This is a genomic window from Acidovorax sp. sif1233, from assembly GCF_019218755.1.
Classification (GTDB): domain Bacteria; phylum Pseudomonadota; class Gammaproteobacteria; order Burkholderiales; family Burkholderiaceae_C; genus Acidovorax.
The window spans coordinates 429373-453981 of the sequence record NZ_JAHUWZ010000001.1 but is presented as its reverse complement, the minus strand read 5'-3'; the positions used below and the strand labels follow the sequence as shown (position 1 = coordinate 453981).

Annotated in this window: 23 protein-coding genes; 11 read left to right on the top strand and 12 right to left on the bottom strand. The window is 64.7% G+C overall.

Annotated elements, in window-relative coordinates; genetic code table 11:
- Positions 1 to 609, bottom strand: a complete 609-nt coding sequence (locus KW843_RS02025) for a PilN domain-containing protein (protein WP_218293419.1) — start codon at positions 607 to 609, stop codon at positions 1 to 3.
- Positions 606 to 1685: a pilus assembly protein PilM gene (locus tag KW843_RS02020; protein WP_218293418.1), complete on the bottom strand. Its 1080-nt coding sequence runs from the start codon at positions 1683 to 1685 to the stop codon at positions 606 to 608. Before KW843_RS02020 ends, KW843_RS02025 begins: the two co-directional genes overlap by 4 nt.
- Positions 1686 to 1953: 268 nt before the next feature.
- Here KW843_RS02020 and KW843_RS02015 point away from each other — a divergent pair, with 268 nt between their 5' ends.
- Positions 1954 to 4347, top strand: coding sequence for a penicillin-binding protein 1A (locus KW843_RS02015; RefSeq protein ID WP_218293417.1), 2394 nt, complete (start codon positions 1954 to 1956; stop codon positions 4345 to 4347).
- Between the two features lie 67 nt (positions 4348 to 4414).
- Here KW843_RS02015 and cyaY read toward each other — a convergent pair whose 3' ends face one another.
- Positions 4415 to 4744, bottom strand: coding sequence for an iron donor protein CyaY (cyaY, locus tag KW843_RS02010; RefSeq protein WP_218293416.1), 330 nt, complete (start codon positions 4742 to 4744; stop codon positions 4415 to 4417).
- Between the two features lie 12 nt (positions 4745 to 4756).
- Here cyaY and KW843_RS02005 point away from each other — a divergent pair, with 12 nt between their 5' ends.
- Both KW843_RS02005 and KW843_RS02000 read left to right on the top strand, forming a co-directional pair.
- The gene (locus KW843_RS02005) at positions 4757 to 4966 is read left to right on the top strand and encodes a lipoprotein (RefSeq protein WP_218293415.1); all 210 of its coding nucleotides are present in this window, start codon (positions 4757 to 4759) and stop codon (positions 4964 to 4966) included.
- 134 nt (positions 4967 to 5100) lie between these two features.
- Complete coding sequence (locus tag KW843_RS02000) at positions 5101 to 5919, top strand: MBL fold metallo-hydrolase (protein WP_218293414.1); 819 nt, start codon at positions 5101 to 5103, stop codon at positions 5917 to 5919.
- A 109-nt stretch (positions 5920 to 6028) separates the two neighbouring features.
- Here KW843_RS02000 and KW843_RS01995 read toward each other — a convergent pair whose 3' ends face one another.
- The 5 genes from KW843_RS01995 to KW843_RS01975 form a co-directional block, all read right to left on the bottom strand.
- On the bottom strand, positions 6029 to 6679 hold the full coding sequence (locus tag KW843_RS01995; protein WP_218293413.1) for a sulfite oxidase heme-binding subunit YedZ: 651 nt from the start codon (positions 6677 to 6679) through the stop codon (positions 6029 to 6031).
- 65 nt (positions 6680 to 6744) lie between these two features.
- Positions 6745 to 7749 (bottom strand): protein-methionine-sulfoxide reductase catalytic subunit MsrP, encoded by a 1005-nt coding sequence (gene msrP / locus KW843_RS01990; protein ID WP_218293412.1) that lies wholly within the window; start codon positions 7747 to 7749, stop codon positions 6745 to 6747.
- Positions 7750 to 7901: 152 nt separating this feature from the next.
- Positions 7902 to 9248, bottom strand: coding sequence for a c-type cytochrome biogenesis protein CcsB (gene ccsB / locus KW843_RS01985; protein ID WP_218293411.1), 1347 nt, complete (start codon positions 9246 to 9248; stop codon positions 7902 to 7904).
- The gene (locus KW843_RS01980; protein ID WP_218293410.1) at positions 9245 to 11401 is read right to left on the bottom strand and encodes a cytochrome c biogenesis protein ResB; all 2157 of its coding nucleotides are present in this window, start codon (positions 11399 to 11401) and stop codon (positions 9245 to 9247) included. Before KW843_RS01980 ends, ccsB begins: the two co-directional genes overlap by 4 nt.
- Before the next feature lie 148 nt (positions 11402 to 11549).
- On the bottom strand, positions 11550 to 12179 hold the full coding sequence (locus tag KW843_RS01975; protein WP_218293409.1) for a cytochrome c: 630 nt from the start codon (positions 12177 to 12179) through the stop codon (positions 11550 to 11552).
- Between the two features lie 72 nt (positions 12180 to 12251).
- On the opposite strand from KW843_RS01975, the gene yihA reads away from it, so the two are divergent.
- Positions 12252 to 12995 (top strand): ribosome biogenesis GTP-binding protein YihA/YsxC, encoded by a 744-nt coding sequence (yihA, locus tag KW843_RS01970; protein ID WP_218293408.1) that lies wholly within the window; start codon positions 12252 to 12254, stop codon positions 12993 to 12995.
- Positions 12996 to 13044: 49 nt separating this feature from the next.
- The gene (locus tag KW843_RS01965) at positions 13045 to 13950 is read left to right on the top strand and encodes an alpha/beta fold hydrolase (protein ID WP_218293407.1); all 906 of its coding nucleotides are present in this window, start codon (positions 13045 to 13047) and stop codon (positions 13948 to 13950) included.
- A 120-nt stretch (positions 13951 to 14070) separates the two neighbouring features.
- Here the strand turns inward: KW843_RS01965 and KW843_RS01960 are convergent, their stop codons facing one another.
- Positions 14071 to 14937 (bottom strand): lysophospholipid acyltransferase family protein, encoded by an 867-nt coding sequence (locus tag KW843_RS01960; RefSeq protein ID WP_218293406.1) that lies wholly within the window; start codon positions 14935 to 14937, stop codon positions 14071 to 14073.
- The gene (locus KW843_RS01955) at positions 14934 to 15788 is read right to left on the bottom strand and encodes a lysophospholipid acyltransferase family protein (protein WP_218293405.1); all 855 of its coding nucleotides are present in this window, start codon (positions 15786 to 15788) and stop codon (positions 14934 to 14936) included. Before KW843_RS01955 ends, KW843_RS01960 begins: the two co-directional genes overlap by 4 nt.
- 132 nt (positions 15789 to 15920) lie before the next feature.
- Here KW843_RS01955 and metK point away from each other — a divergent pair, with 132 nt between their 5' ends.
- From metK to KW843_RS01940, 3 genes are all read left to right on the top strand, one after another.
- Positions 15921 to 17102 (top strand): methionine adenosyltransferase, encoded by a 1182-nt coding sequence (metK, locus tag KW843_RS01950; RefSeq protein WP_218293404.1) that lies wholly within the window; start codon positions 15921 to 15923, stop codon positions 17100 to 17102.
- Positions 17103 to 17329: 227 nt separating this feature from the next.
- Positions 17330 to 17515 (top strand): DUF1328 domain-containing protein, encoded by a 186-nt coding sequence (locus KW843_RS01945; RefSeq protein ID WP_218293403.1) that lies wholly within the window; start codon positions 17330 to 17332, stop codon positions 17513 to 17515.
- Positions 17516 to 17574: 59 nt separating this feature from the next.
- Positions 17575 to 18027 carry a hemerythrin domain-containing protein gene (locus KW843_RS01940; RefSeq protein WP_218293402.1) on the top strand — a complete coding sequence of 151 codons (453 nt, stop codon included), beginning with the start codon at positions 17575 to 17577 and terminating at the stop codon, positions 18025 to 18027.
- An 84-nt stretch (positions 18028 to 18111) separates the two neighbouring features.
- On the opposite strand, the gene KW843_RS01935 is transcribed toward KW843_RS01940, so the two are convergent.
- Entirely contained in the window at positions 18112 to 19356 is a 1245-nt protein-coding gene (locus KW843_RS01935) for a diguanylate cyclase (protein WP_218293401.1), read from the bottom strand.
- A 183-nt stretch (positions 19357 to 19539) separates the two neighbouring features.
- Positions 19540 to 20217, bottom strand: a complete 678-nt coding sequence (locus tag KW843_RS01930) for an NUDIX domain-containing protein (RefSeq protein WP_218293400.1) — start codon at positions 20215 to 20217, stop codon at positions 19540 to 19542.
- 178 nt (positions 20218 to 20395) lie between these two features.
- Between KW843_RS01930 and KW843_RS01925 the strand changes: the two genes are divergently transcribed.
- The 3 genes from KW843_RS01925 to KW843_RS01915 all read left to right on the top strand — a co-directional run bounded on the left by KW843_RS01925 (position 20396) and on the right by KW843_RS01915 (position 24511).
- The gene (locus tag KW843_RS01925) at positions 20396 to 21253 is read left to right on the top strand and encodes a cysteine hydrolase (RefSeq protein WP_218293399.1); all 858 of its coding nucleotides are present in this window, start codon (positions 20396 to 20398) and stop codon (positions 21251 to 21253) included.
- Between the two features lie 128 nt (positions 21254 to 21381).
- The gene (gene pncB, locus KW843_RS01920) at positions 21382 to 22578 is read left to right on the top strand and encodes a nicotinate phosphoribosyltransferase (RefSeq protein ID WP_218293398.1); all 1197 of its coding nucleotides are present in this window, start codon (positions 21382 to 21384) and stop codon (positions 22576 to 22578) included.
- Between the two features lie 142 nt (positions 22579 to 22720).
- Positions 22721 to 24511 (top strand): NAD+ synthase, encoded by a 1791-nt coding sequence (locus KW843_RS01915; protein WP_218293397.1) that lies wholly within the window; start codon positions 22721 to 22723, stop codon positions 24509 to 24511.
- Positions 24512 to 24609: the final 98 nt, after the last annotated feature.

Genomic DNA, 24609 nt, shown 5'->3' with positions numbered 1-24609 from the left:
TTATTTCCCAATCGCGGCGCTGGCAGCGTCTTTTGCTTTTTGTGCTTCCCCGGTGCGCATCAGCCGGAAGCGCAGATTGAAGGATGAGACCCGACGCTGATCCTTGGAGGAAAGCGCAACGTTACTTGCCACAATCTCCACCAATTCCGGCTTCGATAACCACGGGGTGTTATCCGTGAGATTGCGGAGCATCTCAGAAACACGTTCATTGGATTGAGCGACGCCTTGCATGGCAATGACCTGCTCAGTTTGCTTGATGCTGGTCACGTACGCACCCTCCGGTATCTGGCGCACAAGCTCATTGAGCAAATGAACGGGCAGATTGCGGTCAGATTGAAGATCTTCCACAGCTTTTTGTCTTGCCCGCAGAGCAGCAATCTCATCTTCAATCGTCGCGATTTCCTTGATCTGCCCTTCAAGAATTTTAATTTCGCTCTGCAAGAATGTATTTCGCTCCTGCTGAGCTGTGATCATCATCTGAAACCACCAGTAAATCGCACCCGCAATAGCCAGACCAATAAGGAATGATGCAAACATCGTGGCCTGAAAGGCCTCTTTTCGACGTTTGCGCGCAGCTTCCCGGTGAGGAAGTAAGTTGATCAATATCACTGCAGAAACCTCCGCATGGCCAGACCGCATGAGGTCAGATACGACGGTGCTTCACGCACCATTTTTTTCAAACGAACGGAACTTCCAATTTCCATGCCGTCAAATGGATTGACGGCGCTGCACGCGAATCCGGTCTGCTGGGTCACTGCTTCTGTCAGGCCTGGCAATGGAGCAGATCCTCCGGCCAACATGATGTGATCAACGCGGTTGTGGGGTGTACTCGTGAAGAAGAACTGTAATGCCCGGCCAATTTCTTGCGCCATGCTGTCTACAAAAGGCCGAAGGACGGCAGATTGATAATCTTCAGGAAGGTCACCATTTCGCTTCTTGCTTTCGGCCTCTTCGACGGAGAACCCGTACTGGCGAACAATCAGTTGGGTAAGCTGCGCGCCACCAAATGCTTGGTCGCGGTCGTAAAGAACTTCCTCGTTGCGAATGACCTGCATGCTCGTGGTCAGGGCTCCCACTTCAAAAAGTGCGACCATGGCATCCACCCCCTTCTTCGGCAACGCCTCAATCAGGCGGCCAGCAGCCAGACGGGACGCATGGGATTCAATGTCCACCACTACTGGCTTGAGCCCGGCTGCCTCCGCCAAACCTTGCCGGTCCTGTACCTTCTCGCGGCGCGACGCGGCAATGAGGACGTCCACATCGCCAGGAGCGTTCTTGCTGGGCCCGATGACGCAGAAGTCCAGACTCACTTCGTCGAGTGAGAAGGGAATGTACTGATTGGCCTCGGACTCGACCTGAACTTCGAGTTCCTGTTCTGTCATCCCGCCTGGCAGCGTGATCTTCTTGGTGATGACAGCCGACGGCGGCAGCGCCAAGGCGACGTTCTTCGTGCGCGTGCCGCTTTTCTTGACCAGTCGGCGCAGGGCATCAGCGACCTCATCGAACTTCTCGATGTTGCCATCGGTGATCCACCCGCGCTCCAGCGGCTCGATCGCACAGCGCTCCAGCACCAGACTGCCCGCCTTATCACGCCCCAGCTCGACCAGTTTGACGCTGGAAGAACTGATGTCGATTCCCAGCAGCGGCGCAGACTGGCGACTGAACAAAGACCCCATTGAGCTCAAGATTGGTCCCCTGTAACTTGCCAAAATGAGGCAACAAAACTTAACACTTCACATGAATGCTATCAGTAAGATAGTTCTCCAGCAAAGATTTTTCCCCGCGTAACACTTGCTGAGCGTTGCCAAAAGCAGACGAATTTTTCGCGCTTTGCAAGACCGTTTGGGGAGGGTGGCGCGCCTTTTGGCGACCTGCTCATCGCACGGCGCTGCGATTTTCCGTGTTCAGGAGCAGACATTTTTATAATGGGGGGCCCTACCCCTCCGGAGCGATATGCCGTCCTCTCCATCGAAGTCCACCGACAAGCCGGACTCCTCCCCCGCTCCCCACCGTCCCACCTGGCTTCGTTGGTTCCTGCGTGCAATCCTCTGGATCGCAGGCTTGGCAACTGCAGCCGCTTTCGGGCTGGCGCTGACCATCGCCGTGGCCCTGGCCGTCGCCTACCCGAACCTGCCGGACATTTCCGACCTCGCCGACTACCGGCCCAAGCTGCCCCTGCGCGTCTATTCAGCGGAAGGTGCTTTGCTCGGCGAATTTGGGGAAGAGCGCCGCAATCTCACCCCCATTGGAGAAATCCCCAAGGTCATGAAGGACGCAGTATTGGCCATTGAGGATGCCCGCTTCTTTCAACACGGCGGCGTTGATTACAAGGGCGTGGTTCGCGCTGGTCTCGCCAATCTGGGCCGCGTGAAAAGCCAGGGGGCATCCACTATCACGATGCAGGTTGCACGCAATGTTTACCTCTCTTCAGAGAAAACATTTACACGCAAAATTTACGAAATCTTACTGACATTCAAGCTTGAGCATTTACTGAGCAAGGATCAGATTCTTGAAATTTACATGAATCAGATTTATCTCGGCAATCGCGCTTATGGATTTGCGGCGGCCTCGGAGGCGTATTTTGGCAAGCCATTGAAAGCCGTGTCGGTGGCAGAGGCGGCCATGCTGGCCGGCCTGCCCAAGGCGCCCTCCGCGTACAACCCGATCAGCAATCCGAAACGGGCGCGCTCCAGGCAGCTGTACATCATCGAGCGCATGGAGGAGAACGGATTCATCACAGCCCAGCAGGCCACGGACGCCAAGAAGGAAGAACTCAAAATCCGGTCAGGACCGGACAACACCCGGATCCATGCGGAGTACGTCGCCGAGATGGCGCGCCAGCTGATCTTCACTCAGTATGGCAACGAGGCCTACACACGGGGATTGAATGTCTACACGACCCTCAACGCGGCAGAGCAGGAAGCTGCCTATGGGTCGCTGCGCCGGGGCATCATGGACTACGAGCGGCGACAGCAGTACCGGGGGCCGGAGAAGTTCGTGGCCTTGCCCACTGCAGCCCAGGAGGTCGAGGATGCCATTGACGACGCATTGGCCAATCACCCGGACAACGGGGATGTCCTCTCCGCCGTCGTTCTGGAAGCCTCTCCCCGCAAGATCATTGCGGCCCGGGCCAACGGCGACAACCTCGAGATCACCGGCGACGGCCTGAAGCCCGCGCAGTCGGGCCTCAGCGACAAGGCACCGCCGAACATCAAGATTCGCCGAGGTGCGGTGATCCGGGTCGTGAAGACCCCAAAGAACGCCTGGGAGATCACACAACTGCCTGAAGTCGAGGGCGCGTTCGTGGCCCTGGACCCGCGCAGCGGGGCCATCCGGGCCCTGGTGGGTGGGTTTGACTTTGACAAGAACAAGTTCAATCACGCGGCCCAGGCGTGGCGCCAGCCGGGGTCTAGCTTCAAGCCCTTCATTTATTCCGCGGCGCTGGAAAAGGGGTTCACGCCCGCTACGGTCATCAATGACGCCCCGCTGTTCTTTGACGCCGGCGTCACGGGCGGCCAGCCGTGGGAGCCCAAGAACTACGACGGAAAGTACGACGGGCCCATGAGCATGCGCACCGGCCTGGCCAAGTCCAAGAACATGATCTCGATCCGGATCCTGCAGGCCGTGGGCCCCAAGACGGCCCAGGAATGGGTGTCGCGTTTTGGCTTCGATGCGGAAAAGCACCCGGCCTACCTCACGATGGCCCTGGGCGCGGGTTCGGTCACGCCGCTGCAGATGGCGACCGCCTATTCCGTGTTCGCCAATGGCGGATACCGTGTGAATCCCTGGCTGATCGCCAAGGTCACGGACCACAAGGGCCGCGTGATCTCGGAAACAACGCCACCGGTGACCAGCGAGCAGCCCCGCGCGATCGACGCCCGCAACGCCTTCATCATGAACAGCCTCCTTCAGGAGGTGACACGGTCCGGCACCGCCGCGCGCGCGCAATCCACGCTCAAACGCCCGGACCTTTACGGAAAGACCGGCACCACCAATGATTCGGTCGACGCATGGTTCGCCGGCTACCAGCCCACCATCGCCGCCGTGACCTGGATTGGTTACGACACGCCCCGCAACCTCGGAAGCCGCGAAACCGGGGGCGGGCTCAGCCTGCCGGTATGGATCAATTTCATGGAACGCGCGCTCAAGGGTGTGCCTGTCATGGAACCCACGGTGCCGGCTGGCGTCGTCAACGTCGGCGGGGAGTGGTTCTACGAGGAGTACGCCCGCCACAGCGGCATCTCCAGTGTGGGCATTGATGACCGCTCTGCGTCACCGGCGGTGGCCCCGCACGCACCGCCCCCGGCGGAGGAGCGAAACCGCATCCTGGACCTGTTCCGCAACTGACACGGCCGGGACTATCAGAGGCCCAGCCTGGGGGGCAGCAAGCTTGAGCCAGGCTGAGGCGGTTTCCCTAGGCCGAGAACTGCAGCGGCAGGCCCGCTTGCCGGGCTGCGTCCCGGCTCAGGCAGTCAAAGAACTCTCCCGCGCCCTTGGTGTCTTGCCATGCCTGGCCATCGAAACGGTAGTGGTAGCCACCGGAGCGGGCCGCCATCCAGACCTCGTGGAGCGGCTTTTGGAGATTGATCACGATCTGGCTGCGGTTGGGGAAGGTCAGCGTCACCATGCCCCCCGAGCGCTGGGCGTCCACATCGGCCTCGGTCGCGTCGTTGATACGATCACAACTGCGCTCGACGGCCAGAAGCAGTTTTTCGGCGTGGTCCAGGAATTCAAGGTCGGTCATTACAATTTGCGCATGTTGATAGCTTCCCAAATTCTAGTCAGGACGCTTGTCCTTGCCGCCAGTACGGCGGCCCTCGCCGGCTGCGGCCAGCGAGGCCCCCTGTATCTTCCCAGCAGCCCCGCGGCTGCACAGCGCGCAACCCTTCCGCAGACCCTGACACCCAGCGTCGGCACGACCACGCCCGCCCAGGCACCGGCGGCTGCCGCGTCGCAGCCGCGTTAAGCTGCGGCGAATCGCCGGCAGGGGCCTGCGGCCCACCTGGCTGCCACTACCAATGCCGAGGTGCTTGATTTCCATCAAGGACACCTCGAAGGGTCAATCGTACAGTCCGTGCTTTATCGCACTGCAGGATGGCCATGGCCCTGGAACTCTACCGCGACAAGAATCACGCTTGTCTGATGTTCACCGACCTCATCGAGGAAGACGGCCAGGCCGTGCAGGCCAACCAGTTCCTGATCGTGGACGACGACACGGGCGCCATCATCGATCCCGGCGGCAACCTCGCTTTCAACGAGCTGTTCATGGGAATGACCAAGCATTTCCCGCCACACAAGCTGTCGTACCTGATCGCCTCGCACGCGGACCCGGACATCATTGCCTCGCTGGACCGGTGGATGACCAGCACCAAGGCAGACCTGGTGATCTCGCGGGTGTGGGAGCGTTTCGCCCCGCACTTCACCAAGGTCGGCAAGACGGAGAACCGGGTCATCGGGGTGCCCGACAGCGGCGGCCACCTGCCGCTGGGCCGCCATGAACTGGTGCTGCTGCCTGCGCATTTCATGCATTCCGAAGGCAATTTCCATTTCTACGACCCGGTCAGCCGCATCCTGTTCACGGGCGATCTGGGGGTGTCCATGATGTCCGGTGCCGAGGCACGCGTGCCGGTGACCGACCTCAAGGCGCACATCCCGCGCATGGAGGGGTTTCACCGCCGCTACATGGTCTCCAACAAGATCCTGCGGCTGTGGGTGCGCATGGCGCGGCAGCTCGATATTTCCATGCTCGTTCCGCAGCACGGCGCGCCGATCATCGGCAAGCAGGCCATCAGCGACTTCATGGACTGGATCGAGAACCTGATGTGCGGCATCGACCTGTTCGACGACCGGGCCTACCAATTGCCCACCAGCTACATCGATCCGGTGACCCGGCAGCTGCGGCCCGGGCTGGGGCGGTAGCACGGGCCGTTTGCTCGATCTTCAATAAAAACAGGGCCTGGCGCTTTACTGGCAAGCGCAGGTAGCTATATATTTTATAGCAATCGATCTAGCATCCATCCGCATTGCGTTACCGGGCCCCAGCGGCCGTCCGGCGGGGAGCCGCCGCCCCCTGCGCCGCCTGCCGCTTGCGCAGCCGGTGCCACAGCCGCCAGCCGAGCAGGGCCGCGAGCACCACCGCGTAGACCGCCACCTCGCCAAAATCGTTCTTGCCCGCGCGCATCCAGAAAAAATGCAGGATGGCCAGCCCCGCCACCGCGTACACGCTGCGGTGCAGGGCCTGCCAGCGCCTTGCACCCAGCGCCTTGATGGCGCGGTTGAACGACGTGGCGGCGAGCAGCGTGAGCACCAGCAGCGCCAGGGACCCCACCAGGATGAAGGGCCGCTTGACGATGTCGCGCACGATGTCGGCCACATCAAAGCCCATGTCGAACCAGGCGTAGCTCAGCAGGTGCAGCAACCCATAGAAGAACACGAACAGCCCCAGCATGCGCCGAAAGCGCGCGAGCTGGGGCGTGGAGGCGAGCACGCGCAGCGGTGTCACCGCCAGCACCAGGCACAACGCGCGCAGCGTCCAGTCGCCCGTGGCGCGGATCAGGGCTTCGGCAGGGTTGGCCCCCAGTTCGTTGGCGGCCGCGGCATACACCAGCCAGGCCAGCGGAAGCAGGCACAGCACGAACACCACGGGCTTGGCGGCAGGATGGAGCAGCAGTTTTCGCATGGGGGCAAGGGCCGGGCCGGGCTTTCGCCACCGGACGTGACGGCGAAGCCGGGCGGACGCGGCGGTCAGTAGAACTTCTTGAGGTCCATGCCCGCGTACAGCTGCCCCACCTGGGCTTCGTAGCCGTTGAACATCAGCGTCTTGCGCTTCTTGGCAAAGAGGCCGTCTTCGCCAATGCGCCGTTCGGTGGCCTGGCTCCATCGGGGGTGGTCCACCTCGGGGTTCACGTTGGAGTAGAAGCCGTACTCCTGCTTGGCCGCCTTGTTCCACGCCGTGCCTGGCTCCTTCTCGACAAAACGGATCTTGACGATGCTCTTGGCACTCTTGAATCCATATTTCCAGGGCACCACCAGGCGCACCGGCGCGCCATTCTGGTTGGGCAGCACTTCGCCGTACATGCCGAACGCCAGCAGCGTCAGCGGGTGCATGGCCTCGTCCAGGCGCAAGCCCTCCACATAGGGCCAGTCAAGCACGCGCGAGCCGACAAACGGCATGGTGGCCTTGTCGGCCAGCGTCACGAACTCCACATACTTGGCGCTGCCTTGCGGTTCCACCCGCTTGATCAGTTCGGACAGCGAATAGCCCACCCATGGAATCACCATCGACCAGCCCTCCACGCAGCGCAGCCGGTAGATGCGCTCTTCCTGAGCACTGAGCTTGAGCAGGTCTTCAATGCCGTACTTGCCAGGCTTCTTCACCAGCCCTTCGACTTCCACGGTCCATGGCGTGGTCTTCAGGGTGTGAGCGTTGCGGGCGGGGTCGGCCTTGTCGGTGCCGAACTCATAGAAGTTGTTGTAGGTGCTCGCGTCCTTGTAGTCGGTGAGCTTTTCCATCGAGATGGCGCCCGGTACGGTGGACTTCGCACTGGCCAGCGCCACCAGCTTGCCAGGACGCGCGACAGCTCCCTGCTGTGCCAGCGCCTCGCGCCCGGCCCAGGCGGCCAGTGCCGCGCCCGCCGCCCCGCCGGCCATCAGCCGGAGCATCCTGCGCCGCCCCTCGTACACCGAGCGGGGCGTGATCTCGGAGGAATGCGGGTGGTTGAAACCCGGTTCGCGGGATGGAATCAGCATGGGTGTCTCCGGTGGTTCTCGGTTGAAACGGACTCTGCGATAGAGCGGAACAACTGCTAGTTCGTTCCCTGGGCCGTTCAGGTTACACCGAAGACACAATAGTTGCAGGCGCCGCCTGCCTGCCGGGCAGAGGCGTGCGGGCAGCCGCGGGCCTACAGCGTGCCGTAGCTGTGCAGCCCGCTCAGGAACATGTTCACGCCCAGGAACGCGAACGTGGTCACCGCCAGGCCGACCAGCGCCCACCAGGCCGAGACGGTACCCCGCAGGCCCTTCATGAGGCGCATGTGCAGCCAGGCCGCGTAATTGAGCCAGACGATCAGCGCCCAGGTCTCTTTCGGGTCCCAGCTCCAGTAGCCGCCCCAGGCCTCGGCCGCCCACAGCGCCCCCAGCACGGTGGCGATGGTGAAGAACGCAAAGCCCACGGCGATGGACTTGTACATCACGTCGTCCAGAATCTCGAACGACGGCAGGCGCGCCGCGATGCGCTTGCGGCCAAAGAGGATGCCCGCCACGATGAATGCCGAGATGCCGAAGTACACCATCCAGTAGCTGCCGCCGTTCTCGGTGGCGCCCTGGCGGAACACGATGGGCTCGAAGCACAGGACCACGCCCAGCAGCCACAGGGGGGCCAGCTTGTACCAGCGGGTTTCGGTGGCCTGCTGCTTGATGAGGTAGGCGAACGCCACCATGGCAGCCAGCGCAAACGTGCCGTATCCGATGAAGTTGGCGGGCACGTGCAGCTTCATCCACCAGCTCTTGAGCGCGGGCACCAGGGGCTGGATCTCATGCGCCTCGCGCACCACGGTGTACCAGAGCAGAAAGCCGACCGCCGCGCTCACCACCAGCATCACGAAGCCGCCCAGCGCGCGGGTGTCGTACTGCTGCTCGTAGTACAGGTAGAACGCCGCCGTCATCCAGCAGAACAGCACGAACACTTCATACAGGTTGCTCACCGGGATGTGGCCGATGTCCGGGCCGATGAGGTAGCTCTCGTACCAGCGCACCAGCGTGCCGATGAGCGCCATGGCCACGGCCACCCAGGCGATGCGCGAGCCGAGCATGCCCATGGTCCTGCCCTCGCCGCGCGAGAACATGCCGATCCAGTAGAACGCGGTGCTGATGAAGAACAGCATGCTCATCCAGAGGATGGCGGACTGGCTCGACAGGAAGTACTTGAGGCCGAACACCGTGTCCGCGCGCGCCAGGCTGCCCGCGCCGTCCTGCTGGTACAGGCCGATGGCAAAAAGCGCCACCGCCGTCACCACCAGCATCAGCACGCGCAGGGGCCGCCAGAACCAGCCCAGCCAGATGGTGCAGGGAATGGCACCCAGCAGGATGCCTTTTTCGTACACATCCATGTAGCTGCCGTAGCGCTGCAGCGCATAGAGGCCGCCCACCGCCACGATGGCCGCGAACAGCCAGTCGAACCAGTTGCGGCGGGCGAAGAACCCCTCATTCAGGGTGATCGCGGTATTCGTGTTGCCGGTGGCGGTGTTCATGCGGTGCCTTCCGGGGCCTTGCCGGCCCCGATCAGTTTCTGTGCGAGCTGTACAAACTCCTGGTCCCCGTCCATGGTCTTGCGGTTCGTGGACAGCGCCATGGTGGCGTGGCTGCCGCCGCCCTGCGGCGCCACCCAGACCCAGACACGGCGCTCGCGCACGTACAGCATGGCAAAAACACCGAGGATCAGCAAGGCGCAACCCAGATAGACAATGTTCTTGCCAGGGGCTCGGGCCACCTGGAACACGCTGGCCTGCACCTGGGTGAAGTCCTTGAGCTCGAACGCCAGTGGCGCGGGGTATATCTGCGCGTCGCTGAGCGACAGCACGGCCTGGGTCATGAAGCCCCGTGTCTGTTCATCCTGCGGCAGGCGCGGCAGGCCCGCGTTCTGGCGCGACAGCTGGGCCACCTCAAACAGCGTGCCATTGAGAATGCGCACCAGCACTTCACCGGCGCGCGCGCGCTCGGCCTCCGGCACATTCGCCTCCATGAAGTCCGAGACCGCCTGCAGGCCACCGGTGGGCTTGCCGTCCACCATGCCGCGTCCGGCGAACAACGCCAGCGCCCGCGATGCGGACTGCTGCAGCTGCTCGGCCAGATCCGTGCGCGAGGCATCGATGGCCTGCGCCACATAGCGGCGCACCGCCTGTTCGCGCGCCACCGGGTCGGCCAGCGTGGCCTTCAGGCGCATGAAGCCGTCCATGCCACCCTTGTCATCGGCCGGCACGCGAAGGTATCGGAACGGTTCCGCCGGGCTCTCGCGCACCCCCAGCAGGAACACCGGCACGCCGTCCCCCGTGTCCACGGGCAGCATGTAGTTGTGGAACTCGCGGGCCTGGCCCGCCGCGTCCCGCAGCTTGTAGCTCACGCTGGGGCCCACGTTGCGCAGCTCCTTCTTGGTCACGGTCTTGTTGGCCGCGCCCAAGCGGGACTCCACCGACTCGCGCAGGTCCACCTTGCGCACATCGACACCGGTGCCGCCCGGGCCTGCTCCGCCGAAGTTCTCGACATTGATGGTGCGCAGCGCCGTGAATTCCAGCGTCAGCGTCTCGCTGCCAGTGCCGCCGCCGTTGTTGGTCAGCTGGGTGGAATTGCCCACCACGCCCTCGACATCAAAGGCCTTGGCGCCTGCCACCATGGGTACGGCCCGCAGCTTCAGGTGCGAACCACCGTCGTCGAAGCTCGACTGGTAGATCTCGATGCCGCGGTAGCTGGCCGGGTGGTTCACCTCCACGCGCGCCGGGGTCTTCTCGCCCGTGGCCTTGTCATGGATGACGATCTCGCTGGCAAACAGCTTGGGCATGCCGGTGGAGTAGTGCTCGACGATGAATTTCTTGAGCTCGATGGCGAACGGCAGGTCCTGCAGCAGCACGCCGTCGGACTGGTTCAGGATCGCCGTGCTCGACTGCGTGCCCTCCGCCACGAGCAGGTTGCCGCGGAAGGTCGGGTTGCGCTCCGACAGGCGGTGCTCGGGCTTCACATCGGCGATCAGCCCGCCGCCCTGGTACGGGGTCTTGCCGCCCAGCAGCATCTGGGCGCGCACGATGAGGTCACCGTCCAGCAGGCCACCCACGCACACCAGCACGATGGCGCTGTGCGCCGCGATGTAGCCCAGCTTGTTGGCAGCCCCCGCCTTGGCGGCCACCATCCAGCCGGTACCGGGGCCGGCGGCCGTGTCGCGCTGCTGCAGGCGCACTTTCCAGCCGCCGCCCGCCAGCATGGTGCCGATGCGGCGCGCCTCGGCCTCGGCGGACCCGCTCAGCCCTGCCTCGGCCTTGTGGTGGAAGGCCTTGAGGCTTTGCTCCCGGATGTTTTCCTTGTAGACCTTCAGGTCGATGAGGATCTTGGGCGTGTTGCGGGCAATGCACAGCGAGGTGCTGACCACCAGGAAGCCCAGGATGAGGAGGAACCACCAGGCGCTGTAGACCGCGTTGAGCTGGATGGCGCCGAACAGCTCGGCCCAGAACGGCCCGAACTGGTTGACATAGTTGACCGCCGGCTCATGCTGCTTGAGCACCGTGCCGATCACGGAGGCGATGCAGATCACCGTCAGCAGCGAGATGGCGAACCGCATCGAGGACAGCAGTTCGATCCCTGCGCGCAAGGCCTGGGAACCAGACTGGATGCGAAGGCCTTGGGTGTTGTCGGACATGGATGGAAACGTGGGCTTCGGGGCGCGAAAGAAAGAAAAAGGGCGGGACCATCTGTGCGATGGGCCCGCCCGTTTTGGGATTGTTATTGGCGGTAGGTTCCGTGCGGCCCGGTCTTTCGGGCCACAAGATTGACGAAAATCAAATCGCTCAGCGCAGGCCGGCGATGTAGTCGGCCACGGCCTTGATTTCCTTGTCGTTGAGCTTGGCCGCCACTTGCGTCATCTGGATGCTGTTGGCGCGCGAGCCGTCGCGGAAGGTGTTGAGCTGTGCCACGGTGTAGTCTGCGTGCTGGCCCGACAGGCGGGGGTACTGCGCGGGGATGCCGGCACCGTTGGGGCTGTGGCAGCCCGCGCAGGCAGCGATCTGGCGGTCGGCGATGCCGCCACGGTAGATGCGCTCGCCCAGGGCGACGAGGTCCTTGTCCTTCGCGAAGCCGACCTTCGCGGGCTTGGCGGTCACCCAGTACGCGATGTTCCGCATGTCGTCATCCGACAGGGCACTGGCGAAACCCTTCATGACGGCGTTGTTGCGCTTGCCGGACTTGAATTCCTGCAGCTGCTTGACCAGGTATTCGGGGTGCTGCTGCGACAGCTTGGGGTTGGCCGCGATGGCCGAGTTGCCATCGGCGCCGTGGCAGGCGGCGCACACCGCGGTGTAGCTGGCCTCGCCCTTGACGAGATCCGGCTTGGCCGCTTTGGGGGCATCGCCCGCCGCAAAGGCCGAAATAACAGGTGCTGCCAGTGCGGCAGCCGTCAGCAAGGAGGCGAGCAACTTCATATCGAGGGTCTGTGTTTATGTGCGCAAAACCTCGCGATTCTACAATGAGGCTCCCTCGCATCCCAATTCCCCATGACGACATCTCCTACCGCGCCAGTTGCTGGCTCCCTTCCGCCCGCACCTGACGCCAAGACCGCCATGGGCTGGATGCACACGGCCAAGTTCCTGACCACGGCCGCGCAGCTACACCACCTGCCGCCCATCGACGTGCCCGAAATCGCCTTCGTGGGCCGCTCCAATGCGGGCAAATCCACCTGCATCAACACGCTCACCCAGCAAAAGCAGCTCGCGTTCGCGTCCAAGAAACCCGGGCGCACCCAGCACATCAACCTGTTTTCCCTGGGCAAGCAGGGCGTGATGGATGCGGTGCTGGCCGACCTGCCCGGTTACGGCTACGCTGCCGTGTCGCGCTCGGACAAGGTGCGCTGGCAGCAGGTGATGGTGAACTACCTGGTCAGCCGCCCCGGGCTCACGGGCATCGTGCTGCTGTGCGACCCGCGCCTGGGCCTGACCGAGCTGGACGAGGCCCTGCTCGAAGTGGTGCGTCCGCGCGTCGAAGAGGGTCTCAAGTTCCTCATCGTGCTGACCAAGGCCGACAAGCTCACCCGCGCCGAGCAGGCCAAGGTGCTGTCGATTACGCGACTGAACGCGGGCGGTGGAGAGGTGAAGATGTTCTCGGCCCTCAAGAAACAAGGCGTGGACGAGGTGGCGCAGCTGCTGTGGCAATGGGCACACCCGGTACAGCCGGCCGCCCCCGCAGCAGCGCCCGACGGCACCGCCGCACCGGAAGCCCCTGAGGATTCTCAGCAAAATTAGGCACGGCGCTTGTCTGTCATGCGCTGCTAGCTATTCAATTCATAGCATCATGATCCAGACCCGCTCCGTCACCCTGCCCCACGGCATCACCCTGCACTGCCGCGTGACCGGCGTGGCCGGCCGCCCGGTGCTGCTGCTGCTGCACGGTTTCCCGGAAGGCGCCTTCATCTGGGACGAACTGCTGCTGCACTTCGCTCGGCCTGAGAACGGCGGCTACCGCTGCATCGCACCCTACCTGCGCGGCTTCGGGCCCTCCAGCAGCCCGGCCGAGGCCGAGGCCTACCGCGCCAAACACCTGGTGCAGGACCTCGCGGCCCTGATCGCGGCCGAGTCCCTGGGCGGCCCGCTCGAATGCCTGGTGGCGCACGACTGGGGCGGGGCCGTGGCCTGGAACCTGGCCAACCAGCAGCCGGGGCTGATGAAGCGCCTGGCCATCATCAATTCGCCCCACCCGGGCACGTTCCTGCGCGAGCTGCAGCACAGCCCCGCGCAGCAGGCCGCCAGCCAGTACATGCACTTTCTCTGCCGCCCGGACGCCGAGGCGCTGCTGGCCGAGAACGACTTTCGCCGCCTGTTCGGCTTTTTCGACGCACCGGACGGCCGCGTCCCCGCCTGGCTCACCGAGAGCGTGCGCGCCCAGTACCGCGCCCTGTGGCAGCAGGGCCTGACCGGGGCCTGCAACTACTACCGCGCCAGCCCCCTGCGCCCACCCCGCGAGGGCGACGACAGCGTGCAGGCGATCACCCTGCCGGACAGCATGCTCACCGTGGCCGTGCCGACCCTGGTGCTCTGGGCGATGGACGACCCGGCCCTGCTGCCCGGGCTGCTCGACGGCCTGCCGGGCTGGATTCCCCAACTGCAGCTGCACCGCGTGGAGCAGGCCTCGCACTGGGTCGTGCACGAACACCCCGAGCGCGTGGCGATGGAGCTGCGGCACTTTTTGCAGCAAAAATGATAGCTGTCAGCGCTTGAAGCGTAAGCACTGCAGCCTGTTTTCACCCAGTGACAACGGGTTCCCCGTCTGTCCGCGCCCGCGAGCGGCCAGCCAGCAAGAGCCGGCTGCGCCTGGCTTCATTCAGTACACCGAGCCTTCGCCCTCGGGCCGCGTCTTGAAGCGCTTGTGCACCCAGTAGTACTGGCCGGGCGACACATCGATGTAGCGCTGCAGATTGGCGTTCATGAGGGCGGTGTCCGCCTGCACGTCGTCGGTGGGGTAGCCGGGCCAGGCAGGCGAGATCTCGGCCACATAGCCCGTGGGCGTGAGGCGCGTGACCATCGCGATCACCTTGGCCCGCCCCAGCCGCGCAAAGCGCGACAGCGACGGCACGGTGGCGGCCTGCATGCCGTAGAACGGCACGAACAGCGAGTCGTTGCGGCCGAAGTCCATGTCGGGCAACAGGTACAGCAGGCCACCCTTGCGCAGATTGGCGATGATGGGCTTGACCCCGTCGTTGCGGTTGAGCATGCGCACGTCGCCAAAGCGCTGGCGCCCCTCGCGGAACCAGGCATCCACGGCCGGGTCCGGGTGGGTGGAGAAGATCGACGTGAACGCGCGCGACGTGTGCAGCGTGAGCGCCGAGCCGCCCGCATCCATGCCGTAGAAATGCGGCGCGAAAATGATGGTGGGCGTGTCGCCCTCCAGCTCGTTGAGCGCTCCCCGCAGCTTCACGCGCTCGAGCACCACATCCCGGGGCGCGAACCACAGCCAGCTGCGGTCCAGCCACGACTGGCAGAACACCACGAAAGTTTCCTGCGCCCAGGCACGGCGCTGCTGCTCGCTGGCATCGGGATAACACAGCGCCAGATTGCGCAGCGCCACACGCCGGCGCGGCCCGGCCAGCACGAACAGGATGCGGCCGATCAGCCAGCCCATGCCGCGCAGCACCGGCAGCGGCAGGCGCGCCAGCACGCGCATGAACCAGACCCCCAGGCGGCCCGTCATGCGGCCACCTCGGGCGCCGCGGCGGACTCAGCGCGCGGCTGCTTGTAGCGGGCGTAGCCCCACAGGTACTGTTCGGGGCATTGGCGGATGAGGTGTTCCATGGCCTGGTTGATCTGCAGGACGGCGACGTCGATCTGGTCGGACAGCGGCTGTGCCAGCGGCTCGAAGTGGGTGACGAAACCCCGGCCCCAGGGCAGGCGCTCGCAGCGCGCCAGCACCACGGCCGCGCCCGTCTGCTGGGCCAGGCGCACGGCCAGGGTCATGGTGTAGGCGTCCCGGCCAAAGAAAGGCGACCAGTGGCCCTGCCCTTCGGGCGGCACCTGGTCGGGCAGCAGGCCCACGGCCTCGCCCCGGCGCAGGGCCTTGATCATCTGGCGCACCCCCGCGAGCGTGGTGGGCACGGCGAGCATGCCGGGCCGGTTGCGCGCGGTTTCCATCACCTTGGCCAGCCAGGCCTGGCGCGCGGGGCGGTACAGCACGGTGATGGGCCCGCGCTCGGCGCTCCAGCGCCGGGCCGCGGCCTGCGCCGACAGCTCGAAGCACCCCTGGTGGGGCGTGAGGTACACGATGCCGCGCCCGGCCGCGTAGGCCGCCTCGACGCAGGCCTCTCCCTCCAGCCGGCAGGGCATGGGCGCGCCCAGCCACAGGCGGGGCAGCTCGGTCACCATCCGCCCCGCATGGGCCACGGCCGCGCGCACGGTCCCGAACGGATAACCCGCCAGCGCCACATTGGCCAGGAAGCGGCGCCGGTAGGTGGGCGAGGCGGCGAACGCCACCCAGCCCATGGCCGCGCCCATGATGTGCAGCAACCACAGCGGAAATACGGAAAAGAATCGGAAGACGACTGGCATTAAAATGGATGGGTCGCTGAGTTAAATGAGCAACTTGCAGGGCGACGTTAAATAAATCTGCTAAAGCGTTCGCCAAAGCTCCTTCGGGGTGAGGGCAACGCCCCAAATGCCGGAACACAGGAGTTTATTCAAATGGCGAACGACTTTCTCTTTACCTCGGAATCCGTCTCCGAAGGCCACCCCGACAAGGTGGCCGACCAGATCTCGGACGCGATTCTCGATGCGATCTTCAAGCAGGACCCCCGCTCGCGTGTCGCCGCCGAAACGCTGACCAACACCGGCCTCGTGGTGCTGGCCGGCGAGATCACCACCAACGCCCACGTGGACTACATCCAGGTGGCGCGCGACACCATCAGGCGCATCGGCTACGACAACACCGACTACGGCATCGACTACAAGGGCTGCGCCGTGCTCGTGGCCTATGACAAGCAGTCCAACGACATCGCCCAGGGCGTGGACCATGCGTCCGACGACCACCTGAACACCGGCGCCGGCGACCAGGGCCTGATGTTCGGCTACGCCTGCGACGAGACGCCCGAGCTGATGCCCGCGCCCATCTACTACGCCCACCGCCTGGTGGAGCGCCAGGCCCAGCTGCGCAAGGACGGCCGCCTGCCCTTCCTGCGCCCCGACGCCAAGTCGCAAGTAACGATGCGCTACGTGGACGGCAAGCCCCACAGCATCGACACCGTGGTGCTCTCTACCCAGCACCACCCCGACCAGAGCGAAACGCAAACCAAGATGAAGGCCTCGTTCACCGAAGCCATCATCGAAGAGATCATCAAGCCCGTGCTGCCCAAGGAATGGCTGCAGGACACCCGCTACCTGATCAACCCCACGGGCCGCTTCGTCATCGGCGGCCCGCAGGGCGACTGCGGCCTCACAGGCCGCAAGATCATCGTGGACACCTACGGCGGCGCCTGCCCCCATGGCGGCGGCGCCTTCAGCGGCAAGGACCCCACGAAGGTGGACCGCTCGGCCGCCTACGCCGCCCGCTACGTGGCCAAGAACATCGTGGCCGCCGGCCTGGCGCGCCAGTGCCAGATCCAGGTGGCCTACGCCATCGGCGTGGCCGAGCCGATGAACATCACGGTCTACACCGAAGGCACGGGCGTGATCTCCGACGAGCGCATTGCCGCGCTGGTGAAGGAGCAGTTCGACCTGCGACCCAAGGGCATCATCCAGATGCTGGACCTGCTGCGCCCGATCTACGAAAAGACGGCGGCCTACGGCCACTTCGGCCGCGAAGAGCCCGAATTCAGCTGGGAAAAGACGGACAAGGCGGCGGCACTGCGCGCAGCAGCAGGGCTGTAAAACCCGCCGCGCGAATCACGCCCCGTAAGCCCTCCCCGGCCCCAAGCCGCAACGCCCAGGCGTTGCGGCTTTTTTTCGCGCTGCGTCTGGCAGCCGCGCCCAGGGGCCCTCTCCTACAGCGGCAACCCGCCCGGGCTGACGGCCGCGCCCCCGCCCCACCGGTATCGTTCCTGCACACCCTCACGCAGCCCCGGGCTGCTCTTCAACCCCCGCAAGGAGCGACCATCATGCTGAAGTACGCCATCATTTTTGCCCTGATTTCCCTGGTTGCAGGTGCGCTGGGCTTCACCGGTGTGGCTGCCGGCACCGCTGGCATTGCCAAAGTGCTGTTCGTGATCTTCCTGATCATCGCCGTGGTGTTCGTGGTCCTCGCCGCCGTGGGCGTGGGCGCCGCGCGCAAGGCGCTGAAGTAGCCGCCACGGCTTGGTTGCACCCCCACGATCCACGCACAAGAAAAGAAATCAGGAATCCCATGGCCCTCAACATCTTTGAAGCGCTGCGCGAAAGCCACGAACGGCAGCGCGCGCTGTGCAAGCAGCTGGTCGATACCAGCGGCGACACGCCCGAGCGGCACGACCTGTTCGAGCAGCTCAAGACAGAACTGCTGGCGCACGAGCTGGCCGAAGAGCGGCATTTCTACATTCCGCTGATGGCGCACGATGCGGGCGTTGATCTATCCCGCCACGCGATCTCCGAACACCACCAGCTCGATGAACTGGTGGAATCGCTGGAGGATGCCGACCCCGCAACGCCCGCCTGGCTGCCGCTGGCCAAAAAACTGGCCGAGAAGGTCGAGCACCACCTGGAAGAAGAGGAACACAAATTCTTCCAGATGGCCGGCAAGCTGCTGACCGAAAAGCAGAAGATGCAGCTGGCCAAGGAATACCTGGCGACCTACGAAGAAGCAAAGACGACGACTGCCTGAGCGGCGACGGCACCCTTCTCACCCCATGCGAAGACAGTGCGTGAATTGCGCGTCGCGCCCCCGCGGGGGAACGTGATCAGCGCCTCAGGCCACCGCTTCCTCGGCCTGCACCACGCAGTTGCGGCCCCGGGACTTGGCCACATACAGGGCGGTGTCCGCGCGCTTGATGAGGGCATGGGCGTCTTCGTGGTGGTCCCAGGTCGCCACGCCAAAACTCGCGCTCACATGGCCCACCGAATCGAAGGGCGCGCCGGCGATGCGGGCACGCACGGCCTCGGCCATGGCCATGGCGGCATCCACCGGGGTTTCCTTGAGCAGGATGATGAACTCCTCCCCGCCGAAACGCGCCGCGCAGTCGGACGAGCGCAGCAGTTCGCGCACGCGCAGTGCCGTGCTCTTGAGCACCACGTCGCCCGAATCGTGCCCGAAGGTGTCGTTGATGCGCTTGAAGAAGTCGATGTCGAACATCACCACCGACAGGTGGCTCTTCTTGATGCGGGTGTCGGCCATCTCGGTCTCCAGCCGTTCGAAGAAGCGGCGGCGGTTGACCAGGTCGGTCAGGAAGTCCTTGGTGGCCAGGTCCTCGAGCTTGCGGTTCAGGCGCGCCATGGGCTCGATCACCAGCGAGGACAGCGACAGGTTCAGCACCACGAACAGCAGCACGAAGCTGCCCAGCAGCGCGCCCATCACGGTATAGAAGGTCTGGCGCGCCTTCTCCAGCGGGAAGTACATCGGCACCTTCACCACCTGGATGCCCACCGTTTCGTTCATGCCCCAGCCAAAGCCGTTCTTGTCGCCATACACCTTGAGCATGGTGGGCGGCGCCACCGCGGGCGTGCTATGGCAGGCCATGCACTGGGCCTGCTTGATAGTGATGGGACGCGCCACATACATCGCGCGGTGCATGCCCTCGCCCACCTCGCCCGTGACCTCTTTCTTGAGGTCGGCCCGGCCTTCGCGGAAGTCGCCAATGATGCGCTCCTCCCACTCGTTGGCGCGGTCGCGCAGGTTGGTCGGGTTGAGCACCGCCTCCTTGTATTCGTAACCCGGAAACCGGCTTTGCAGGCGGCGCAGGGTTTCGGTGGCGGCAAAGGCGGGCACGGTCTGGGGCAAGAACTTCTCGGCCAGCGTCACATCCAGGTGCGGCTTGACCAGCTCGGTGGTGTAGTCGCGGATGGCCATGGCCGCGTTCATCATCATCTGCGAGTTGTGCTGCACTTCCTCGATGGCCAACTGCTGCAGGAAGCGGTGCACGTACGCCCCCGCACCGGCTGCCGCCACAAGCAGGACCACTGCCAGCACCAGGTTGAATTTGAGCCGCAAAGACATGGAAATCCCTCAGGTGCCGGCGCTCTGGGCCAGCTTGTTATTGGAAAGAACGGGCGCCCGGTGGGCCCCGCCCTGCCGCCCTGGCTGCAAGGATGCACCGGGCGATCATGGGAGGCAAAGTTTGCGTTTGTGCCAGATTTTGCGCAACAGGTCCAACACTATTGCGCCAACGCCTGCCGGCAGCTACAGCCCACGCTCGCTCAGCGACAGCTTGCGGCGGTAGGCGGGGCGCAGGCGGTACAGCTGGGCGGGGCGGTGGGCGGCGCCCATTTGCAGCGCGCCCGGGATCGGCTCCAGCATCGCCAGCTCCTCCACCTTGCGCCGAAAGCTCACCTTGTTGATCGCCTCGCCCAACACCACTTCATATACGGCCTGCAACTGGGGCAACGTGAACGGCTCTGCGCACAGGTGCACCGGCAGCGACGAATACTGGCTCTTGCTGCGCACCCGCGCCACGGCCACCTCCACGATCTGGCGGTGGTCGAACGGCAGCGGCGGCAGGGCATCGACGGGCGCCAATTCAATGCGCCCCTCGGCCGGGGCCAGCAACTCCGGCGGCACCAGTGCGCAGTACGCCACCGCCACCGACCAGCCCCGCGGGTCCCGCACCGCCCCCGAGAACGTGGCCAGCTGTTCCAGGTACGGGCTTGCCAGCCCCGCCTTGTCGCGCAGCACACGCGCCGCGCTGGCCTGTGCGTCGGCATCTTCCTGGGCATGCACATAACCGCCGGGCAGCGCCAGGGCACCCGCAAACGGCGCCCGATCCCGCCGCACCAGCGCCACCTGCAGCGCGTCGCCACGCAGCGTCAGCAACACCACGTCGACGGTGCAGATCACGGCGGGGGCGGGTGTGTCTTTCATGGGCGGTGGGGAGTTCATTGCAACTTGAGACAAACAAGGCTACCACTGCCGAAGCGGAAGGTGAAGATCATTCCAGCTAATCGCAGTACCAGAGACAACGCTACATAGAGTTTCAAGCGAGTTAGTTGCAGTTTTGAATTAACACTATTAGACTGGCATCACCACTGAGGAGAAGACCATGGCCCGCAATATCCAGCTGCTGGTGATCGACCCGCAAAATGACTTTTGTGACCTGCCCGGCGACTGGCACCCCCACCAGCCGGACGGCACCCGCACAGCGCCCAGCCTGCCCGTGGCCGGCGCCCACGCCGACATGCAGCGGGTGGCGGCGTTCATCCGCGCACACGCCGGCCAGCTCGATGCGATCACCGTCACGCTCGACTCGCACCAGCGTTTTGACATCGCCCACCCCGGCTTCTGGCAGCAAGGCAGTGGCCAGGCAGTTGCCGCGTTCACGCCCATCACCGCTGCGCAAGTGCGCGCCGGCGCCTTCGCCCCGCGCAATGCCGAAGCGCTGCCGCGCACCCTGGCGTACCTCGATGCGCTCGAAGCCCAGGGCCGCTACACGCTCATGGTCTGGCCCGTGCACTGCGAGATCGGCAGCTGGGGCCACGGTGTGCATGCTGATGTGCTGTCTGCCTGTGGCGAGTGGCAACTCCAGCGCCAGCGCGCAGTGCACAACGTGTTCAAGGGCACCAACCCGTGGACCGAGCACTACAGCGCCATTGAGGCCGAGGTGGTGGACCCTGCCGACCCGGATACTGCGCTCAACGCCCGGTTGCTCGCAGCGCTCGACACCGCCGATGTGCTCTACATCGCGGGCGAGGCCAGCAGCCACTGCGTGCGCGCCACCACCGAACACATCGTGCAGCACCTGCCTCGCCTGCAGGCCGCCAGCGCGCGGCCCGCCCACATCGTGCTGTTGACCGATTGCATGAGCCCGGTGCCTGGCTTCGAGGCACAGCAGACCGCGTTCCTTGAGGCGATGCGTGCGCAGGGCATGCAGCTTGCAAATAGCAGTGAAATCAGCCTCTAGCGCTTGTTGGATAAGCACTTCTAGCTATTAATTTTGACAAAACCTGCGCGCCCACCGGCTGAGGCACCGCGCAGGCTCCATCCACCCGCTCCACCAGTCTTGCGGCCCCAGCCTCACGAAGGACCACCATGAACCAAGTCATCACCAGCCTGCTCGACACCGACCTATACAAGTTCACCATGTGGCAGGCGCTGCTGCACCGCCACCCCCAGACGCAGAGCGAGTACCGCTTTGTGTGCCGCAACCAGCCGCTGTACCCGCTGGCCGAGCTGCTGCCCGAGGTGAATGCTGCGCTTGACCACCTGTGTTCGCTGCGCTTCACGAAGGGCGAGCTCGACTACCTGGGCGGCCTGCGCTTCATCAAGAGCGACTTTGTCGACTTCCTGCGCCTCTTCCAGTTTCAGCGCAACTTCATCGAGGCGCGGGCCGAGGGTGACACCCTCACCATCGTGGCGCGCGGGCCGCAGGTGCATGTGATGGGCTTCGAGATCTTCGTGCTGGCCATCGTCAACGAGCTGTATTTCCGCCGCTTCGATGCCGCAGCAGCCCTTGCCAGCGGCCGCGAGCGGCTGGCCACCAAGGTGGGCCAGCTGCAGGATCTGGCCCAGCAGGCCACGCTGCGCCACCCGTTCGAGATTTTCGACTTTGGCCTGCGCCGGCGCTACAGCGGCGCGTGGCAGCGCGAGGTCGTGCAGACATGTGCCGAGCAGACGCCGCAGTGGTTCAAGGGCACCAGCAACGTGCTGCTGGCGCGCGACTTGAACCTGGTGCCCATCGGCACCATGGCGCACGAGTATCTGCAGACCTTTCAGGCGCTGGGCGTGCGCCTGCGCGATTTTCAAAAGGCCGCGCTGGAAGACTGGGTGCAGGAGTACCGCGGCGACCTCGGGATCGCGCTCACCGACACCGTGGGCATGGACGCGTTCCTGGCCGACTTCGATCTGTACTTTGCCAAGCTGTTCGACGGTCTGCGCCACGATTCGGGCGACCCGGTGGCCTGGGGCGAGAAGGCCCTGGCGCACTATGCGAAGCTGCGCATCGATGCGCACACCAAGCGCCTCGTGTTCTCTGACGGCCTCACGCTCAACCGCGCGCTCGAGCTGTATCGCCACTTTGGCGACCGCACGCAGCTGGGTTTTGGCATTGGCACCAGCCTCACCAACGACATGGGCGATGCGCGGGAGATGAAGCCGCTCAACATCGTGATGAAGCTCACCCGCGCCAACGGGCAGCCTGTGGCCAAGCTGTCGGACACGCCGGGCAAGACGCTGTGCGACGATGAAACGTACTTAGCCTACCTCCGCCAAGTCTTCAACGTCGCATAAGAAGCCCCCCTGAGTCGCTTCGCGCCTTCCCCCCAGGGGGACGACGCCCTCACTGCGGGGCGGCCCTTGCTCGGCGTCCCTGGCATGGGCAGCGCCAGTGTCGCGGCCACCGATGAACTCGAACCTTAGGATGAATGACACCATGCTCCGCATCACGATCGCTCAATTGAATTTCACCGTTGGCGACATCGAAGGCAACGTCGACCGCATGGTGGCCGCCGCGCGGCAGGCTGCGGCCGAGCAGTCCGATATCGTCGTCTTCAGCGAACTGTCGCTGTGCGGCTATTACCCCGGCGACATGCTGGACGAGCCGGAATTTATCCAGCGGGTGGAGGCCGGCATCGCCGCGCTGCAAGCAGCGTCCACCGAGACGCCATACCTGCACTGGGTGGTGGGCACGCCCACCCGCGCCAGCGGGCCCGGCAAGCGCCTGCACAACAGCCTGGTGGTGGTGCAAAACGGCGCCGTGCGCCTGCAATATGCCAAGCAGCTGCTGCCCACCTACAACATCTTTGACGAGCGCCGCCACTTCGAGCCCGGGCCGGACGTGGCCAAGGTGCTGCGCGTGGGCAGTTTTCAGGTGGGCCTGCTGGTGTGCGAGGACGGCTGGAACGACCACGGCGGCGACTACGTGGTCAACCCGTTCGAGCGCATGCGCGATGCGTCACCGGATCTGGTGATCAGCATCAATGCCAGCCCGAGCCACGTGGGCAAACGCGAACAGCGCCACGCCATGTTTGGCGGCTCGTCCAAGCGGCACGGGCTGCCCATTCTGTATGTGAACCAGATCGGCGGCCACGACCAGCTGGTGTATGACGGCGGGTCGTTCGCGGCCGAGCCCGATTCCGGCGTCGTGTTCGAAGCGCCCCGTTTTGTCGAAGACGTGCGCACCCTGCTGTTCGACAGCGGGCGCTTTTTTACCGGCGGGCCCGGCCAGGCTGACAGTACCGCGCCGGCGGCAGCGAAGGGCCCCGACCAGCGCGATGCCGCCAAGCCGGGATCGGCGTTGGCGGCGCAACTGAAGCGGCCCGACCCGGTGCCGGTGCAGGGCATCCCCACCCCGGATTTCTACCGCCAGCAGATCGTGCTGGGCCTGCGGGACTACGCGCGCCGCTGCGGCTTCAAGCAGGTGGTGGTGGGCAGCTCGGGCGGCATCGACAGCGCTCTCACGCTGGCCTTGGCTGCAGAGGCGCTGGGGCCCGAGAACGTGGTGGGCATCACCATGCCGTCACGCTACTCCAGCAGCGGCTCGGTGGACGATTCGGTGGCGCTGTGCCGCAACCTGGGCATAAAGCTCCACACGCACCCCATTGCCGACCTGGTGGCGGGCTATGCGCGGCAATACGAAGAAAGCTTCGGCCAGCCGCTGGCGGGCCTGCCGCTCGAAAACCTGCAGGCGCGCATCCGCGGCACCGTGCTGATGGAGTACTCCAACGCCTTCGGGCACCTGCTACTCACCACCGGCAACAAGTCCGAGATCTCGGTGGGCTACTGCACGCTGTACGGCGACACCAACGGCGGCCTGGGCCTGCTGGGCGACTTGTACAAGACGGAGGTGTTTGCGCTTTCGCGCCACGTCAACGAACACGCGGGGCGCGAGCTGATTCCGCAGGCCATCATCGACAAGGAACCGTCTGCCGAACTGGCCCCCGGCCAGCGCGACGTGGACAGCCTGCCGCCCTACCCGGTGCTGGACGAAGTGCTCAAGCTGCTGATAGAAGGCGACCGCCTCTCCACGGCCGAACTCACGGCCGCGCAGGCTTTTGTGTCTAACCTCCAGCAGGACGAGGCGGGCCGCGCCCTGGTGCAGCGCGTGCGCCGCATGGTGGCGCGCAACGAATACAAGCGCCGCCAAGCCCCGCCCATCCTGCGCGTGCGGCCCCGGGCGTTTGGCAGCGGGCGGCAGATGCCGATTGCGGCACGGTATGCATGAACCATCGATCAGATAAAATCACTACAAAAAAGATAGCTGCTGGCGCTTGATGGACAAGCGCCAGCGGCCAAAAAACCTCAAAAATACAACCCAGCAAT